The following is a 16564-nucleotide window of genomic DNA, read 5'->3' as shown; positions in this document are numbered from 1 at the left end:
GTCAGGCTGCGCTCTTGCGGCGCAGGACCAGCCACGTCACCAGCCCCAGCACCAGCAACCCCAGTGCCGCGGCCATGGACACCAGGAACGCTCCCCCCGGTCCCTGGTCCTGGGCCAACTGCCCACCCAGGTAGGCGCCCAAGGCTGTTCCGGCCACGATGCCGCTCGCAAGGGCCGTCATCACCGTGGCCATGCGGCCGTGCGGCGCAACCAGTCCACCAATGCTGAAGACGGTCACCATTACCGGCCCCACCGGAATGCCGAGCACCAGCAGCACCACGACCATCGACCACATTCCCGCGGGCAGAAGCAGCAGGACTGACAGCGCAGACATCGCCAACGCGGCAGCCACCCACCGCGCGGGGAGTCCGAAACGCTGCGGCCAGAAGGCCACGGACAACGCGGCCACGGCGGAACTGAGACCCATCACGGCATACAGGAGTCCGGCGACCTCCGCCGTGGCAAACTCCGCCCCGAAGGCGCTCAAACCGTTCTGGGTTGCCCCGAAGAACGTGCCCATGCACACCATGGCCAGCACCGGAACCGCCACCACGGCGGTGGCCCGCCGGCCTCGGTTCTGCCGTTCGGAACTTACGACGCCGGAACCCGGCTTCCGTGGGTGCGGGACCACGGCTTGGTGGCTGGGGTGGACGGCAAACGCCGGGACCAGGGTGATGGTCATGATGGCCGCAAGTGCCAGCGGCAACCACGGAGCCACCAAGCTCGCGAGGAGACCCACGAGCGCCGGCCCCAGGACAAAGGTGATTTCGTCGGCGGTTCCTTCATAGGACAGTGCGGTGTCCAGATCCGCGCGGTTGGCAGCGACGCTTCGGTGGCCGGTAACCGGCGCGGCGAGGTTGCGCGTCGTGAGGGCCATCCACCGCACACGTGCCATGGGACCCACCTGGGGACAGCTCGCACCGGCAAGGAAGGCCGTCACCAGCACAGCCAGGGCATCCATCGGTGAGGCGTAGGCGGGAGTGAGGTAGGCGGCGCCCAGGAGTCCTGCAACCGCCAGGGTGTTGATCACGGCGGCAACAAGCAACACGGTTCGCTGGCCTGCCCGGTCAGCGAGGGTACCCAGCACGGGGGCTCCTATGGCGGAGCCAATCCCCACCGCTCCCGCAGCCATGCCGCCAATGGCATAGGAGTGGCTCACCGCCGTGACCAGCGTCAGGGTACCCACCGTCAGCATCGCCAGGGGCAGCCTCGCAAAGAGGCCAAGCGGCAGGAACCCGGGGCCCGCGAGCTCGGGCAGCCGGGCGAAACGGCCGGGCAAGCGGGAAGGCCGTGGTGTGGGCGTGGTGTGTGGAGCGGGCATCGGCTGGGAGGCCAAAGAAGATTTTTCCATCATTCCGGGTTCGCTAAAGTTTGCGCATCGTCCCTCCTCCCGATGCGCGCGACCCGGTGTAACGAATCAAGTCTATCGGATACTGCCTCAGACGGGCATGGCCTCGACGATCTTCACGGTGGAGCCGTGCCGGCCTTTGACTACGTGGAGTTGGCTGGTGATCCGCTGCTTCATGTCCGCGACGTGGCTGACCAGGCCCACAACCCTGCCGCCGTCACGCAGTCCCTCCAGCGCATCCATCACCTGCTCCAGTGCCTGCTCGTCCAGGCTTCCGAAGCCCTCGTCCACGAAGAGCGTCTCAATGTCCACTCCCCCGGCTTCCTGCTGCACCACATCGGCCAGACCCAGTGCCAGGGACAGGGAAGCCATGAAGGATTCGCCCCCGGACAACGTGGACGTATCGCGTCGTTGGCCGGTCCACTCGTCCACCACTTCCAAGCCCAGCCCGGACTTTTGGTTGCGGGCGGCCCTGGCATCGGTGTGGTGGAGGGTGTACCGGCCATCGCTCATGGTCACCAGGCGCTCCGATGCCGCAAGGGCCACTTGCTCCAGGCGGGCGGCCAGCACGTAGCTGTTCAAGCTCATGCGGTAGGTATTCTCCCCGGCGCCACGCAGCGTGTCCGCCAAGCCCGCCAGCAGGCGGGCGCGTTCACGGGGCTCCTGTCCGGTGAGGGTCAGTTGCCGGTACTCGTCCCTGATCCGTCCGAGGGTCTGCACAGCCTTCCCCGCGAGCCGGGCTGACAAGGCAAGCTCCCTGGCGGTGGTGGCCGCCTCCGCGGCTTCCCGGGCAGCACCGGCAAGCTCCGCCTCCGCTTGGGGCAATTCGCCAATACTCGCCTCCTTGCCTGCCAGGACAAGGTCTTCTGCCGCGAACAATTCCTCCAGGCGGGCGGTTTCATTCTCGAAATCGGAGAGCGCCGTTTCGAGGGCAAGGACGTCGGATGGCGTGAGCAGTTCCCGCCGGGCGTCGTCCGCTGAGCCGAACCCGGCCTCGGGCAAAGCCTTGTCCAGGACGGCGAGGGCGTCGGCGCTGGCGCGCTGTGCCTGTTCCACTTCCTGCCCGGCGGCCACCGCTGACTGCAGGAGGCTCCGTTGTTCCGTGAGGGCCTCAAGCCGGGCCTGCAGGCTCGGAAAGCCTTGTTTGAGGCCCGCCAATTCAGTCTGGATGGCGGTGTGCTGTTCCTGGAGGAGCCCGGCAAGCGAGGCAGCCTGCTCAGCGGCTGCCACTGATGAGCCATGTTCTTCGCGGTGCGCATCCGCCCGGCGGTGCAACTGCTCCAGCCGGCCCTTCAGGGACTCCAACTGCTGGGCAGCGTCCCGCGTGGCTGATGCCTCTGCCTTGGCCGACTGGGCAAGGGATGCTGCTTCAGCGGCATCCACGGCTCCACCCCGGGCGGCCAATGCGGCAAGCTCCTGCTCAGTGGAAGACAACTCGGAGGCCAGCCGGGCAAGGACCTTCTCGCTGGCCTCGAAGCGTTTGCGGGACTCGTCCTCGTCCTGGGCGAGGGACAGGGCTGACTGCGCAGCCGAGGCAGGATGGGGGTGTTCCGCGCTGCCGCACACCGCGCAGGCCTCCCCGTCCACCAGGGCTGCGGCGAGTTCGCCCGCTGCGTTGGCCAGCCGGGCCTCCCGGAGGTCCAGCCATCCTTGACGGAGATCCTGCGATACCGTCCGTGCTTGGGCGTGCCGTCCTTCGGCAGCATCACGTTCCGCTGTTGCCCGGGCATAGCGGTCCACCACGTCCAGCACTTCCATGGCAGCAGCGGCCGCGCGGTCCGCGTCACCGGCCTTCGCGGCCACGGGCTCCAGCCGGGCGATGTCCGCAAGAACCGCGGACTCCTGGATCGCCAGGGCCTTCAGCGCTTCCTGCGCTTGTGCGGCCGCGGCGTCGGACGTGGTCCGTTCGGCGTGTTTGGCTTCTATCCTTCCGGCGATGGCCTCCATGCGCTGTTCATCGGACACTCGGGCCTCCACCAGGGCAATGGTGGTCTTGGTCGATTCGAGGGCGACCTCGGGGATTTCCTCGGCGAGGCCCGCTTCCTGGAGCAGTCCATGGATTTCATCGGACCTGGCGCCGGCCGCCAGGCAGGCGCGGTCGGCGTTCTCCGCAGCGTCGAGCTGACCCTTGAGGACTGCAGCCCGGCGGTGCCTGCCGAGTCGTTCCTTGTCTTCCAGCGCCCTGGGCGCTGCAAGCTCGAGCAAGACGCGTCGTTGCATGGCCGCGGCCAGCCTTCCGTGGCGCCGGGCCTTGTCCTGGTCCTCGTGGAGCTTCTCCGTTAATCGGGCCGCATGGGCCTCGGCTGCGTCGGCTTGGAGCTCGCGGCGGTCCCGTTCTGCGGCGGCTTTGGTGCCGAGGGCACCGAGCCATGCCTCGGGAGAGGTGTCAGCCAGGGAATCCTCCGGGGACGCTGCGGCACCGGTTCCTTCCGGGACGTCCTGCTCCAAACCAAGCGCTTCGCGTTCGGCGGCGGCCCTGCCGAGCAGCAGTTTCAAGTCCGCCGTATTATCCTCAACGGCCTTGGCAGCCTCGGCAGCCATGCGGGCAAGCTGCTTTTCGACGGCTTCGAAACGCTCCGTGCCAAAAAGCTTTTGCAGCAGGTCCAGGCGGTCCGAGGCCTTGGAACGGAGGAAAGCAGCGAAGTCCCCTTGGGGAAGCATCACTACCCGGGTGAACTGTTCCCTGTCCATACCCAGTACGTCGGAGAGCTCGGCGCCCACTTCATCATTGCGTGAGGACTTTTCCTGCCACGCTCCGCCTGTGCGCTCCCGGAGGAGGGTCTTCGCCTGTTGCGTCGTGTAGCCGTTGCGGCCGCGCGCGCTGGGCCGGTCCCACGAGGGCGAACGGGTTACTTCGAACCGACGCCCACGTGCGGTGAACTCGCAGACTACCCGTGGCTCCGCCGCCGGAGCAGCGTGATCGCTACGGAGCCGCTTGCCTTCCTGGCGGGCGCCGGGCACCGCACCGTACAGGGCGAAGCAAACGGCATCCAGAATGCTGGTCTTGCCCGCACCTGTGGCGCCGTTGAGCAGGAACAGTCCTTGGGCACCCAAATGATCGAAATCGATGCGCTGGGGTTCGGCGAATGGTCCGAAGGCTTCAATCTCCAGGCGGTGGATTCTCACAGTTCTGCCTCCCCCACTCGCACCGCTTCAAGCGCTTCCCGCAAGGCCGCGTCCTCGACGGTCCCGGGACCGTGTCCGCGGACGTGCTCCAGGAAACCGCAGCAGACGCCAAGATCGTCCTCCGCAGCGGCCAAACGGCTGCTGTAGGTGACCTCGGCAGTTGCCTCCACGCCCTGGGGATCGAAGGCCAGGACCAGCGTGTCCGGGAAGCGTGCGCGGAGCTGCTCCATGGCCTGGACCGGACGCTTGGCGTCGGTCAGGGTGATCTGGCAGAACGCCTCTTCGGCCCACTGGTGGTCCGGCGATTCGAGCAGTTCGGCCAGCGTTCCGCGAAGGACGGCCAGGGTGCGTGGAGCGTCCCAGACCACCTCCCGGACATCCACAAGGCCACCGGCATCCACGTCAACAAGCCAGGCGCCCTTCCGGTGCCTGGCCTCGGAAAACGAATACGCCAACGGAGAGCCGGAGTAGCGCACATGCGGCGCCAGCTCCTGCCGGCCGTGCAAATGGCCCAGCGCGGTGTACCCGAAGTCCTCGAACAGGTCCAACGGCACGGCTCCGAGACCACCGATGCTGAGGTCCCGTTCGCTGTCCGAGGTAATGCCCCCGCTGGCAAAGGTGTGCGCCAGAACCACAGGAAACACGGAGCCGGCCTTCCGACGCCGCGCAACATCCTGGCGGATCCGGTCCGTTGCAGCCTTGGTGACGTCGAAGTGGTTGGCATCTTCAACGCCGAGGCGTTCGGCCACCAGTCGCGGCTCGAGATACGGGATGCCGTACAGGGCGACGATCCCCTCCCCTTCTCGGCCTGGACCGCCGGGCAGCACCACTGGAGTGTCCAGGTCCTCGATGCGTGTCCTCAAATGCACTCCCCCGCGTTCCAGCAAACGGGAAGCGAAACCGAGCCGGATGGCGGAGTCATGGTTGCCGCTGGTCAGCATCACGCTGGCGCCGGCCTCCGTGATCCGGACCAAGGCTTCGTCCAACAAGGTCACCACATCAAGCCCGGGCAGTGCGCGATCGTAGACGTCACCGGCAATCAACACGACGTCCACTGACTCCGCCGCCACACAGGCCACCAGTTGGTCCACGAAGCTGCGCTGGGACTCAAGCATGCCGACGCCGTGGAAGGACCGCCCGAGATGCCAGTCCGAGGTATGAAGTAACCGCATATTTTCAAGCTAACGGTGGGCACCGACAATAAAGCGAAGGCTGGCCGCCCGCCGTCGAACCCGTCCTGTTACTGGCCTTTCCTGCCGTCGAAGAAATCGCGGGCGTCGTCCGTGGACTGCGACGCGCCCGCCGGCTTGGCCGGAACGTCAGAGGGCGCAGCCACGGGAGTTGCAGGTTCCTCGACGCCCAGGTCATCGTCACCGTCTTCCGCCTCCGGTGCCTCATCCACGGCCGGCTTGGTTGCGGCGGCGTCACTGAAGCCACGGAAGACGAAGCCTGCAAGCGCGGCACCGAGCAGCGGGGCCACCCAGAAGAGCCACAGGCCCTCAAGGGCCCAGGAGGGGCTGAAGAACGCCTGGCCGGTGGCGCGGGCCGGGTTGAACGGGAGGTTGCCTACAACCTCGCCGAACTGCAGCAGCACGGCAGTGGCGAGGCCCACGGCGAACGGGGCAAGCGCCGGAACCGCCCGGCGTCCTGCGGTGGCGCCCAGGAAAACGCCCACCAGGAGAGCCGAACCGATGACCTCCACCAGCAGCACGCCCGCCAACTGGGTCTGAGCAGCGGAGTGCTCGCCGAAGCCTGCCGCAACCGTTCCAAGGGCCGCCCGGGGATCGGACAGGACGGGGGTAGCCAACACCACGAAGTAGACCAGTGCGGCACCGATCACGGCTCCCACCACCTGGGCCACCACATAGGCAAGGGCCGCGACGGCGCGGATGCGTCCGGCGATGAGGTTTCCCAACGTGATGGCGGGGTTGAAATGCCCGCCCGAAACATAACCGAAGGCGATCATCGCGGCTGCGACCGCGAGGCCCGTAGCCAAGCTGGCCGGCATGGGCCCGGACTGCGGGTTCAGGAAGATCTTTACGCCGGCCGCCACGAGCACCAGGAACAGGCTTCCCAGGGCTTCGGCACCCAGCCGGGCAATCAATCCGGGTGAATGCTCTGCGGGGGCCGGGACGGAGGAGGACATGGCGAAGGATTCCTTACGGTTGGGGGCAAAAACCTTGAGTATCTTGCCAATGAAGTCTGGGGAGATGCTGGATCCCGGCTGGGTGGTCCGGGCCATGGCGCCGTTTTGAGCCTACCCGCCCAAGGCGATGGCCGCGATGGCCGAAGCGCCGAGTCCCACCACGGCGGCGGTGCTGAGCAGCATCAACCACGCGGGCGGGGCGGTGTTGCCGGCGTGCAACTCCCGTGAGCGGATCCACACCGCACACCCCCAGACGATGGTCGCAGCGGCGGCCATCAGCGCACAAATACCCTCGTAATCAAGCCCCGGGACTCCAGGAACATGCGGACCCGGCGCCGCGGACAACCACCGGCGCCAGATGAACAGGTCCACCACCACCAGCGAAATCAGCGTTCGGCGCCACGCCAGGGTGGTACGTTCCGGCTGCAGGCCGGGATCGCGGGTTTCCAGGCTCACCACTTCACCCTGGGAGCAGCAGCAATCACCGGGCAACCAGGATCAAGACGGCAAAGGCGAAGGCGGCCACGGCAACCACGATCGTCATGAAGAGCATCACGCGTGAGAACGGCAGCGCCTGGTCGTTGCGCATGGCCGCTTCCATCTGGCCCCAGCGGCGGTAGGAAAGGATGGCGAGCCCGGCACCGATGACGGACAACACCACGCAGAGGACCAGGCGGACGGGCTGCGGGGCAATGTTCGGGGCAAGCTGGTCGATCGCCACGGCGCCGGCGAGCAGGGCCAGGGAGGTCCTGATCCAGGCAAGGAACGTGCGCTCGTTGGCAAGGGAGAATCTGTAGTCAGGCGTTTTGCCGGTCCGTCGCCAAGCGGGTTCACGCACGTTCTTTCTCCAGCTTCCCTAGGCCTGCACAGCTTCCCCACCATATCAGCGGCGCTTGGCGGGCACGGTAAGTTACTGGCATGAGTGTTGAAGCCCCCTCCTTCGAATCCCGCGTCCACGCCACCTTGTTGGGAGGCGCTTTGGGCGATTCCCTCGGATACGCCGTGGAGTTCGACGCCATACGCGCCATACGCGCCAGGTTCGGCGATGCGGGCCTCACCTCTTTTAACCAGCTCGACGGCGGCAGCCACTTTTCGGACGACACCCAAATGACCCTCTACACCGTGGATGGCCTGGTGGAAGCGCTCGAATGGGCCAACGACGGCGTGGCCGCCGACGAGATCGCGTGCCTCTGGCTGGCGTACCTGCGCTGGCTGGCCACCCAGGACGTTGCGGCTTCCCCGGCCGCGCCGGTCCCCCAACCCCGGTGGATCGATGGACAGGAAGTCCTGAAGCACCGCCGGGCACCCGGCAACGCCTGCCTGAGTGGCCTCGCTTCCGGGGAAATGGGAACGGCAGCCAGGCCGGTCAACGCCGATTCCAAGGGCTGTGGCACGGTGATGCGTTCAGCCCCCTTCGGCTTGATCCCGCACATCTCTCCCGAGGCCGTGGCCAAGCTCAGCATGGACGCCGCCTCCCTGACGCACGGGCACCCTGCAGCCCGGTTGGGGGCTGCCGCGTTCAGCCTCCTGATCCACCACATCGTGGCCGGCAGCAGTGTGCGCACGGCCACCACGGCGGCGTTGGAGTACATCGACGCCCTCCCGGCGACGGCCCCCGAGTTGGGCGGGCGGATCACCGAAGCACTGCGGCTGTCCGCCGAAGGCACCACCCTCGGTCCCGAAGAGTTGACCACGGCGCTGGGTGAGGGCTGGGTCGCCGAAGAAGCCCTCGCCGTCGGGCTTTACTCGGTACTCTCGACCTCGGGCAGCACGCCGGCGGAGCATTTCAGCGCGGCCATCGCCGTGGCCATCAACCACAGCGGCGACAGCGACTCCACGGGGTCCATCGCGGGGAACATCCTTGGCGCCCTCTATGGCGAGGAGTGCCTCCCGGCAGACTGGATGGAAGCGCTGGAAGCACCAGAGGTCATCCGTGGCATGGCCAACCGCCTCCTGGCAGTGACTACCGGCTGACGCTGCGGCTACCGTTGCCCTGCGGCTGGCGGAGGCTGATGTTGTTGCACGCCTCGCACACGTCTTCGGGGATCAGCCCGCGGTTCTGCAGGAAACCGAAAATTACGCATCCCAGGCAGAACCCAGCGAACGATTCCAGCGACGCAGCCACGATCAGCAAGCCAAGCACGATCCAGGCTCCCAGGGGAAGGCCAACGAAGAAAAGCACGACGGCGGCACTCGTCAAGGCGGCGCCCATCCCTTGGGCGAAACGCTTGGGTGGACCCGCCACGAGCTTGGCATGGCCTATGCGCGGGGCCAGGACCTTGACGGACAGGAGGGCGAAAGGGGAAATCCTCGGGCCGAAGAGCACGCGAAGCCAAAAGCCGATGGCCAAAGCCACCAGTCCCAGGCCCGAGCCGGTGAGCAAGGTCACCACGGCGAGCACCACCACCAGCCCGGCAGTTATCCTGGCCGCGTACTCGTTGACGGGGTTCGGGAAAGCGAAGACGGACCGCCAGTCGATGCCCGTGGACTGTTCCTTGGTCATGCCCCAAGGCTAGGAGCGGGCTTGGCGCAGCCGGAAGCATTGTTGCGCACTATGACCCCCGGGGAGCTAGCGGCCGCCCACCATCTGGAGGAATTCGCCTTCGGACACCACTTCGATCTGCTGGCCCTTGGCATGCAGTTCCAGCACCCGTTTGGCCTTGCCGGTCAGGCGCCCTGCCCGCAGGTCGCCGGCGTCGAATCCGTCTCCCACCACCAGGACCGTGGTGCGGGCGGTCACCCGGCTTTCGGGACGGGCACCCATGTCCGCGGCCCGTGACTTGGCCTCGGGCCTGGTCATGGCAAGGTCTCCGGTGAACACCACGGTCTGGCCGAACAGCGGATGTCCCGGCTCGGCGCTGGGATTGGGCAGCGGGTTGGGGCCCTCCTCCGGCCATGCAGACCAGCCCCGGACAACCGCCCCACCCAGTGTTTGTTCCGCGGGGCTCATGGTTCCAGGCGCCGCCACCTTTGCCGCAAGCGCGGCCACGGTGGCCTTGGACAGGCTCTGGGCGGGATCGAAAGCCGGCTGCCTGGGCACGGCAAGCCCCAGCGACAAGTACAGCTCGGCAATGCTGTTGGCATTGTTGCGCCGGGCAATATCGATCAGGATTCCGGCACAGGCGCGGGCGTCCTCCGTGGCGTCGTGGTGGTTGACCAGCGGCACTCCGGCCTCTTCCGCAGCGTAGGGCAGCGAGTTGGACACCAGCGAGTAGCAGCGGCGGGACAACATGACGGTACACACGTACTCGTAGGCCGGGCCGGGCAGGCCCGAGACTTCCAGCCCCGAACGGATGACGCCCAAATCGAAGGCGGCGTTGTGGGCAGCGAGGACATCATTCCCAATGAACGCGCCGATTTCGGGGAACAGCTCACCGAACCGCGGCTTGCCGGCAACGTCTTCGGCACGGATGCCGTGGATGCGGGTGTTGTGGAATTCGAAATGGTCGTGGTTTTCCGGGGGGCGCATGAGCCAGGAGGCCTCTTCCACCACCACACCGTTGCGGACTTTGCTCAGTCCCACCGAGCAGGGCGACCCCCTGAAGCCGTTGGCCGTTTCAAAGTCGATCGCCGTAAAGTCCAATGCCACTGGTCAAGGGTACAGGCGGAAAGAGCCGCCCCTTGCCGTGTGACCCGGCGGGGGCGGCCCTTTCGGCCACCAATGTGGCGAACGCTACATGGCGGACGCCGCCAGCCGAGCGTCAGGGGGTGGCGTGCCGGAGCGTGGAGTATGAACCCGCGGCGAGCACTACGCACAGGAGGGCAGCCCAGCCACTGAGGCTCAGTGGAGTCTGTTGCGCGAACCACCCGCCGATGCTGCCCCACCATTCAAGGAGGGTGGAGAGCGCGGCGATGCCGATCAGGACCACCACCGAACCGAGGGTGGACACCAGCACTCCCGTGGTTCCCCAGCGCTTGAAGATCGTGGCGAACCAGAAACCGATGATGAACATGAACATCATCACCACGAAGAAGAACGCAGCCGTTGAATACCATGGCCCGTCGGTGACCCACGGAATGGAGAAGAAGAAGCCGTAGACGCCCCAGCCGTTGGTGGCCTTCTCGATGATCCCGCCCACCAGGTAGAGGACGGTCATGCCGAGGGCGATCAGCGAGAACAGGCCCAGGGAGCCGAGGTAGAACGCCCGCCGGCTGATGCTCAGGCCCTGGGAGAAAGGAAACACCAGGGTGAGGCTCTGGATCCCCAGGACCAGAAAGTACCACAGGGGCGCCTGGCTGCCGCCGCCGTACTTGCCTTCATTGACCGGAATCAGGGCGAAGATCGCCAGGGACATCAGGAACGAGGCGCCGAGGATGGTCAGTGGCCACCCAATGAACGTCCATTTGTTGATCAGTTGCATCCTGGCCACTGCAATTGCCCGGCTCATCGTGTTGCCTCCATGCTGCCATCGGCGAAATCTGTGGTGCTGGGCACGGCGCCGGATAGGCCTGCGCCGGCCATGGTCTTCCGGACCACCAGTTGCTGCAGCGAGACCGGCGCCAGTTCCAGCCCGAACTCCTGGGCTTCTGCCCGTTCGCGTGCATCCAATGCTTCGTCCACCGTGACCGAGGCCAGGGAACCGAGGGTCTCGCGGTGGAGGATCCGGCGTCCGGCAAGGAAGGAATCAACCTTGTCCGCGGAACCCGACACGGTGACCGCCGAGCCGCGGATGTCCTCGGCGTCAGCGTCCATGATGATCCGGCCACGGTCGATCACCACGACGTGTTCCAGAAGATTGGCCACCTCATCGATCAGGTGGGAGGACAGGATGATGGTGCGCGGATACTCCGCGTAGTCCTCCACGAGGCGGTCGTAGAAGAGTTGCCGCGCCACGGCGTCGAGCCCCAGGTAGGGTTCGTCGAAGAACGTCAGTTCCGCGCGCGAGGCAAGGCCGATGATGACCCCTACGGCGGACAACTGGCCACGGGACAGCTTCTTGATGCGCCGCTTGACGGGCAGTTGGAAGTCCTCGGCCAGGCGGTCGGCAAAGTCCTGGTCCCAGTTCTTGTAGAACAGCGCCGCCGAGCGGAAGGCATGCCGCGGCTGGAAGTCGTCAGGGTACTTCTGCGACTCCCGGATGAAGCAGAGCCGGGAAAGGACGGCATCGTTCTCGTAGGCACTGGCACCGAACACCAGGGCTTCTCCGGAGGTGGCGAAAGCCTGGGCAGTCAGGATGGACATCAGGGTGGTCTTGCCGGCGCCATTGCGGCCCAGCAGGCCGTAGATGCGATTGGACGTCAGTTTCAGGTCCACGTTGTCCAGGGCGTTGAGGTCTTTGTAGCGCTTGTTCAGGTTACGGGCCTCGACGACGATCTCGTTCACAGGGCCGCGCTCCTTTCCTTGTCGGTTCCGGCGTCAGGAGCGAGGTCCACGCCGCGTTCGATCATGCTGTTGAGCTGCTGCGCGGAGATACCCAGCTTTCGGGCCTCCGCCGTCAGCGGCCTGACGAACTGCTCAAAAAATTCCTCGGTGCGGCGGGCCACCACGTGGGCGCGCGCTCCGGTGGCAACAAACATGCCTATCCCCCTGCGTTTGTAGAGAATCCCGGAATCCACCAGGACATTTACCCCTTTGGCCGCGGTAGCCGGGTTGATCCGGTGGAAAGCGGCGAACTCGTTGGTGGAAGGCACCTGTGACTCCTCAGGCATGCTGCCGTCCACGATGCCGTTCTCGATGAGCTCGGCGATCTGCATGAAGATCGGCTTGCTGTCGTCGATCATGAGCACCACCGCCTCACTGGTTCATTACTCATGTAACTAACCATACAAGCAATCAACGCCGCGTCAAGGTTTTTCCCAGGATTTCCGACGGCGGCGGTCCAGTAGGCTTAACGGGTGATCCTTTCTGCGATGAGCGACTTTGCCGTATCCACCTTTGGGGGCGCGGGACCGGTGCGGCCGCCCATGGCCTCGTTCCTGCCTGACTGGCTGAACCCCCAGATCTTCCTCGCCGACCCCGCCTTGGCGCCGTGGGTGGTCCTGCTGGTCTGCGGCATCGTCTTTGCCGAAACAGGCCTGTTGGTGGGCTTCTTCCTCCCGGGCGACTCCATGCTTTTCACGGCCGGACTCCTCGTGGCCACGGACACCATCAAGTTCAACGTCTGGGGCCTCGCAGGACTCATCATCATTGCGGCCATCATCGGCAACCAGACGGGCTATCTCATCGGCTCGAAGGCCGGCCCGGCCATCTTCAACAGGCCCGATTCCAAGCTCTTCAAGAAGGAAAACGTTGAAAGTGCCCACGCTTTCTTCGAGAAGCACGGAGGCAAGGCCCTGATCCTGGCCCGCTTCGTTCCCATCATCCGCACGTTTGTCCCCGTGATTGTCGGCGTGGCGCAGATGGACAAGCGGAAGTTCTTCCTCTTCAACGTCATTGGGGCCGTCCTCTGGGGTGGCGGCGTGACGCTCCTGGGCTACCTCCTGGGCGACCGCGTTCCGTGGGTCCGCGACAACCTGGACATCATCTTCATTGTGATCGTCCTGATCTCCGTGGTCCCGGTGGGCATCGAGGTGCTCCGCGGCATGGCAGCCAAGCGGAAAGCAGCCGCCCAGGGCACGGACCCGGTGGAAGAATTCATCGACGAACATGAAACGGAAAAGCACGGCGAACACTGAGTTCCCGCTTGTCCAGGCAAGGAAAAGGCGCCCCGCGTGATCACGTGGGGCGCCTTTTCCTTGTCTGCTTGTCCGGCCCTAGGCAGTGGCCTCGGAGAGAGCCGCGACGACTGCCGGGAGCAAGGCTCGGAAGGCCTGGCCGCGGTGGCTGATCGCGTTCTTTTCCTCGAAGCTGAGCTCGGCGCAGCTGCGGTCCATGCCCTTGGGCTGCAGGATGGGGTCGTACCCGAAGCCGCCTTCACCGCGCGGCTCGCGCAACAGGGTTCCTTCAAGCTCGCCGTACTCCACCGTTTCCCGTGCAATGCCGCCGTCGCCGGGAATGGCCAAGGCAGCAGCACACACGAAGGCAGCTCCGCGCGAGGCATCCGGAACATCGGAAAGCTGCGCCAGCAACAACTGCAGGTTCGCCTCGTCATCGCCGTGCCGTCCGGACCACCGGGCGGAAAAGATGCCGGGAGCGCCACCAAGGACGTCCACGGCCAGTCCGGAATCATCTGCAATCGCAATCAGCCCGGTTGCCTCCGCAACGGCGCGTGCCTTCAGGAGCGAGTTCTCGGCGAACGTCACTCCGGTCTCCGCAACATCCGGGGCACCCGCCGCAGCAGCGTCCACCACCTGGGTGTCGACGTCGAGCCCTGGAACCTGGCCGCGGAGCAGTTCCCGAAGCTCCTTCAACTTGCCTTTGTTATGCGTAGCGAGAACCAGTCGCGGTGTTACGCCGGCAGCGCCGCCGCTCACGGAGCCTCCGCCAGTGTCTCGCGCTGGATGGCTGCCAATTGGCCCGTGCCGAGGAGCGCCAAATCCAGCAGCGCGTTGAGTTCGTCGCGGTCGAAGGGAGCGCCTTCGGCCGTGCCCTGGACCTCCACGAACTTGCCCGAACCCGTCACCACCACGTTCATGTCCGTCTCCGCCCGCACGTCCTCGACGTACGGCAGGTCCAGCATGGGAACGCCGTCAATGATGCCAACGGAAACCGCGGCGATGGTATCCACCAGCGGCTCCGCGTTACGGGAAATCAGCTTGTTCTCCCGGGCGAAGCGGATCGCCTCGGCGAGCGCCACGTAGGCTCCGGTGATGGCAGCGGTGCGCGTACCGCCGTCGGCCTGCAGCACGTCGCAGTCCAGGACGATCGTGTTCTCGCCGAGTGCTTTGGTGTCAATGATGGAACGCAGCGAACGGCCGATCAGTCGGGAAATCTCATGCGTGCGTCCGCCGATCTTGCCCTTGACGGATTCGCGGTCGGAGCGGGTGTTGGTGGCGCGGGGCAGCATGGCGTACTCAGCTGTGACCCAGCCTCGGCCTTCGCCTTTGAGCCAGCGGGGAACGCCCTCGGTCAGGGAAGCGGTGCACAGGACCCGGGTGTTGCCGAACTCGATGAGGGCCGACCCTTCGGCCTGCTTGGACCAGCCGCGGGTGATGCTGATGGGCCTCAGTTGATCGGGGGTGCGGCCGTCGGCGCGGATCACGGGTGTTGCGGTTGCTTCTGAAGTCATGCCCCCAGCTTATCGAGGAACACCGCTTGTCCGTCCCCGGGCTAAATCGTGTAGTGGACTCCGGCGACCGCCACGGCCACGTCGCCGGCGAAGACGGGCTTCGCCTCGGACATCACCTTGGTCTGGGAGGTCCATACCGGGATGTGCGTCAGGAGCAGCCGTTTGGCTCCCGCATTGGTGGCCGCCTCGCCCGCGCGCTTGCCGGTCAGGTGGACGTCCTTGATGGCGTCGTCGCGGCCTTCCTCGAAAGCTGCTTCACACAGGAACAGGTCGGCACCCTCGGCGGCGTCTTCGAGTCCTTGGCACGAGTCCGTGTCACCGGAGTAGGTCAGGACGCGGGTCACGGGTGTGCCGTCTTTGCCGGGCTCCGTGGCCGTGACGCGCAAGGCGTAGGCCTCTTCAACAGGGTGGTTGACGCCATACGGGGTCACCGTGAACGGACCCACGGTGACGGGCTTCTGCTCCGCCCAGTTGGTGAAGTCGAATTCCTCGTGCATGCCCGGATCCAGGTCCAGCCCGTAGGCGGTGGCCATCCTGTCCGCCGTTGCCGCGGGACCCCACACCGGGAGCCGGTCGCGGCCCCACCCGCCGGGCTTCCAGCGGACAGCAACGTGGAGGCCGCACAGGTCCATGCAATGGTCCGGGTGCAGGTGCGTGAGGAAGATCGCGTCGATGTCTTCAAGGTCCGTATAGCGCTGGATGGCCCCGAGGGCGCCGCTGCCGAGGTCCATCACGATCTTCCACTCGCGCTCACCATCGTGCGCGGTCACCAGATAGCACGACGCCGGGGAGCCGGGACCGGGAAAAGAGCCAGTACAGCCCACGATGGTCAGCTTCACAGGCCACGCTCCGCATCTGACCGCGTGCCGGCCTCCGGCTGGACGAAATAGGAACGGCGGGAAAGGCCTCCACCGGCACGGGCGGCCGCCAGCATCTCCGGGGTGATCCGGGCGAGGCTGCCGGTGGGATACTGTGCCGAAACGTGGTCCACGTGCTTCACGGACAGGACTTCCGGCCCCAGGAAGCGGCGGGCGAGGGTTTCAAACTGTGCGGCGTCGCCGGTGGCGATGAACTCGTGGCTGGGGGCCGACGTATCCGTGCGCTGGATGCCCCCGTTGGCCAGGGCGCGGTAAACGTCCTTGGCAGTTTCCTCGGCACTGGACACCAGCGTGACGTCCTCGCCCATGACGAAGGAGATCACCCCGGTGAGCAGCGGGTAGTGCGTGCAGCCCAGCACCACGGTGTCCACACCCGCATGCTTGAGCGGTTCCAGGTAGTCATTGGCCGCGGCCAGGAGGTCCGGCCCGGTGGTAATGCCGGCTTCGACGAAGTTCACGAAGGCGGGGCAGGCCACGGACGTGATGGCGAGGTCCGGAGCTGCGGCAAACGTGTCCTCGTAGGCACGCGATCCGACCGTTGCCGAGGTTCCAATGACGCCGATGCGGCCGGACCTTGTGGCGGACACAGCGCGGCGGACGGCAGGCTGGATCACTTCGATCACGGGAATGCCGTACCGGGCAGTATAGCGTTCGCGGGCGTCCCGCAACACGGCCGCTGAGGCCGAGTTGCACGCAATGGTGAGGAGCTTGACGCCCGAATCAACCAATTCGTCCATGACGCCCAGCGCGTTGGCCCGCACTTCGGCGATCGGGAGGGGTCCGTAGGGGCCGTTGGCAGTGTCACCCACGTAGAGGATGGACTCGTTGGGGAGTTGGTCGATGATGGACCGGGCAACAGTGAGGCCCCCCACGCCGGAATCGAAGACCCCAATCGGACGCGCGCCCATGAGCTCATTGGAGACGCCTGTTGAGTTGGCCGTGGCTGTTGTCATGATTA

General features: G+C 66.0%; 17 protein-coding genes. 2 read left to right on the top strand and 15 right to left on the bottom strand.

Features of this window, described 5'->3' with window-relative positions; all coding sequences use genetic code 11:
• Window position 1 precedes the first annotated feature (1 nt).
• The 6 genes from ACIPY3_RS03890 to ACIPY3_RS03865 all read right to left on the bottom strand — a co-directional run bounded on the left by ACIPY3_RS03890 (window position 2) and on the right by ACIPY3_RS03865 (window position 7458).
• On the bottom strand, window positions 2–1351 hold the full coding sequence (locus ACIPY3_RS03890) for an MFS transporter (RefSeq protein ID WP_400330629.1): 1350 nt from the start codon (window positions 1349–1351) through the stop codon (window positions 2–4).
• Between the two features lie 87 nt (window positions 1352–1438).
• Complete coding sequence (locus tag ACIPY3_RS03885; protein WP_400330290.1) at window positions 1439–4474, bottom strand: AAA family ATPase; 3036 nt, start codon at window positions 4472–4474, stop codon at window positions 1439–1441.
• Entirely contained in the window at window positions 4471–5646 is a 1176-nt protein-coding gene (locus tag ACIPY3_RS03880) for an exonuclease SbcCD subunit D (RefSeq protein ID WP_400330288.1), read from the bottom strand. The genes ACIPY3_RS03885 and ACIPY3_RS03880 overlap by 4 nt, the downstream gene beginning before the upstream one ends.
• A 68-nt stretch (window positions 5647–5714) precedes the next feature.
• Window positions 5715–6620, bottom strand: coding sequence for an MIP/aquaporin family protein (locus tag ACIPY3_RS03875; RefSeq protein WP_400330626.1), 906 nt, complete (start codon window positions 6618–6620; stop codon window positions 5715–5717).
• A 111-nt stretch (window positions 6621–6731) separates the two neighbouring features.
• A complete protein-coding gene (locus ACIPY3_RS03870; protein WP_397322448.1) occupies window positions 6732–7076 on the bottom strand; it encodes a DUF202 domain-containing protein in 345 nt (114 codons plus the stop codon).
• Between the two features lie 25 nt (window positions 7077–7101).
• On the bottom strand, window positions 7102–7458 hold the full coding sequence (locus tag ACIPY3_RS03865; protein ID WP_400330286.1) for a YidH family protein: 357 nt from the start codon (window positions 7456–7458) through the stop codon (window positions 7102–7104).
• An 80-nt stretch (window positions 7459–7538) separates the two neighbouring features.
• Between ACIPY3_RS03865 and ACIPY3_RS03860 the strand changes: the two genes are divergently transcribed.
• A complete protein-coding gene (locus ACIPY3_RS03860) occupies window positions 7539–8594 on the top strand; it encodes an ADP-ribosylglycohydrolase family protein (RefSeq protein WP_400330283.1) in 1056 nt (351 codons plus the stop codon).
• On the opposite strand, the gene ACIPY3_RS03855 is transcribed toward ACIPY3_RS03860, so the two are convergent.
• The 5 genes from ACIPY3_RS03855 to ACIPY3_RS03835 all read right to left on the bottom strand — a co-directional run bounded on the left by ACIPY3_RS03855 (window position 8584) and on the right by ACIPY3_RS03835 (window position 12341).
• Window positions 8584–9123, bottom strand: a complete 540-nt coding sequence (locus tag ACIPY3_RS03855; RefSeq protein ID WP_400330280.1) for a DUF4395 domain-containing protein — start codon at window positions 9121–9123, stop codon at window positions 8584–8586. The genes ACIPY3_RS03860 and ACIPY3_RS03855 overlap by 11 nt on opposite strands.
• Before the next feature lie 66 nt (window positions 9124–9189).
• Window positions 9190–10209: an exonuclease domain-containing protein gene (locus tag ACIPY3_RS03850; protein WP_400330277.1), complete on the bottom strand. Its 1020-nt coding sequence runs from the start codon at window positions 10207–10209 to the stop codon at window positions 9190–9192.
• A gap of 112 nt (window positions 10210–10321) precedes the next feature.
• The gene (locus ACIPY3_RS03845) at window positions 10322–11008 is read right to left on the bottom strand and encodes a hypothetical protein (RefSeq protein WP_400269015.1); all 687 of its coding nucleotides are present in this window, start codon (window positions 11006–11008) and stop codon (window positions 10322–10324) included.
• Window positions 11005–11943 (bottom strand): ABC transporter ATP-binding protein, encoded by a 939-nt coding sequence (locus ACIPY3_RS03840; protein WP_400330275.1) that lies wholly within the window; start codon window positions 11941–11943, stop codon window positions 11005–11007. The genes ACIPY3_RS03845 and ACIPY3_RS03840 overlap by 4 nt, the downstream gene beginning before the upstream one ends.
• Window positions 11940–12341, bottom strand: a complete 402-nt coding sequence (locus tag ACIPY3_RS03835; RefSeq protein WP_400330272.1) for a GntR family transcriptional regulator — start codon at window positions 12339–12341, stop codon at window positions 11940–11942. Before ACIPY3_RS03835 ends, ACIPY3_RS03840 begins: the two co-directional genes overlap by 4 nt.
• A 129-nt stretch (window positions 12342–12470) precedes the next feature.
• Between ACIPY3_RS03835 and ACIPY3_RS03830 the strand changes: the two genes are divergently transcribed.
• Window positions 12471–13235 (top strand): DedA family protein, encoded by a 765-nt coding sequence (locus tag ACIPY3_RS03830; RefSeq protein WP_400330623.1) that lies wholly within the window; start codon window positions 12471–12473, stop codon window positions 13233–13235.
• A gap of 78 nt (window positions 13236–13313) precedes the next feature.
• Here the strand turns inward: ACIPY3_RS03830 and rdgB are convergent, their stop codons facing one another.
• From rdgB to murI, 4 genes are read right to left on the bottom strand one after another with little or no spacing between them, the layout of a single operon-like run.
• Window positions 13314–13973, bottom strand: a complete 660-nt coding sequence (gene rdgB, locus ACIPY3_RS03825) for an RdgB/HAM1 family non-canonical purine NTP pyrophosphatase (RefSeq protein ID WP_400330270.1) — start codon at window positions 13971–13973, stop codon at window positions 13314–13316.
• On the bottom strand, window positions 13970–14728 hold the full coding sequence (gene rph, locus ACIPY3_RS03820) for a ribonuclease PH (RefSeq protein ID WP_400330267.1): 759 nt from the start codon (window positions 14726–14728) through the stop codon (window positions 13970–13972). Before rph ends, rdgB begins: the two co-directional genes overlap by 4 nt.
• A 41-nt stretch (window positions 14729–14769) precedes the next feature.
• Window positions 14770–15567, bottom strand: coding sequence for an MBL fold metallo-hydrolase (locus ACIPY3_RS03815; protein ID WP_400330265.1), 798 nt, complete (start codon window positions 15565–15567; stop codon window positions 14770–14772).
• Window positions 15564–16559, bottom strand: coding sequence for a glutamate racemase (murI, locus tag ACIPY3_RS03810; protein ID WP_400330262.1), 996 nt, complete (start codon window positions 16557–16559; stop codon window positions 15564–15566). The genes ACIPY3_RS03815 and murI overlap by 4 nt, the downstream gene beginning before the upstream one ends.
• Window positions 16560–16564: the final 5 nt, after the last annotated feature.

The organism is Paenarthrobacter sp. NPDC089714, assembly GCF_044748905.1.
Lineage (GTDB): Bacteria > Actinomycetota > Actinomycetes > Actinomycetales > Micrococcaceae > Arthrobacter.
Note: the sequence above shows the minus strand (reverse complement) of the source record. Positions and strands in the feature narration are given on the sequence as shown.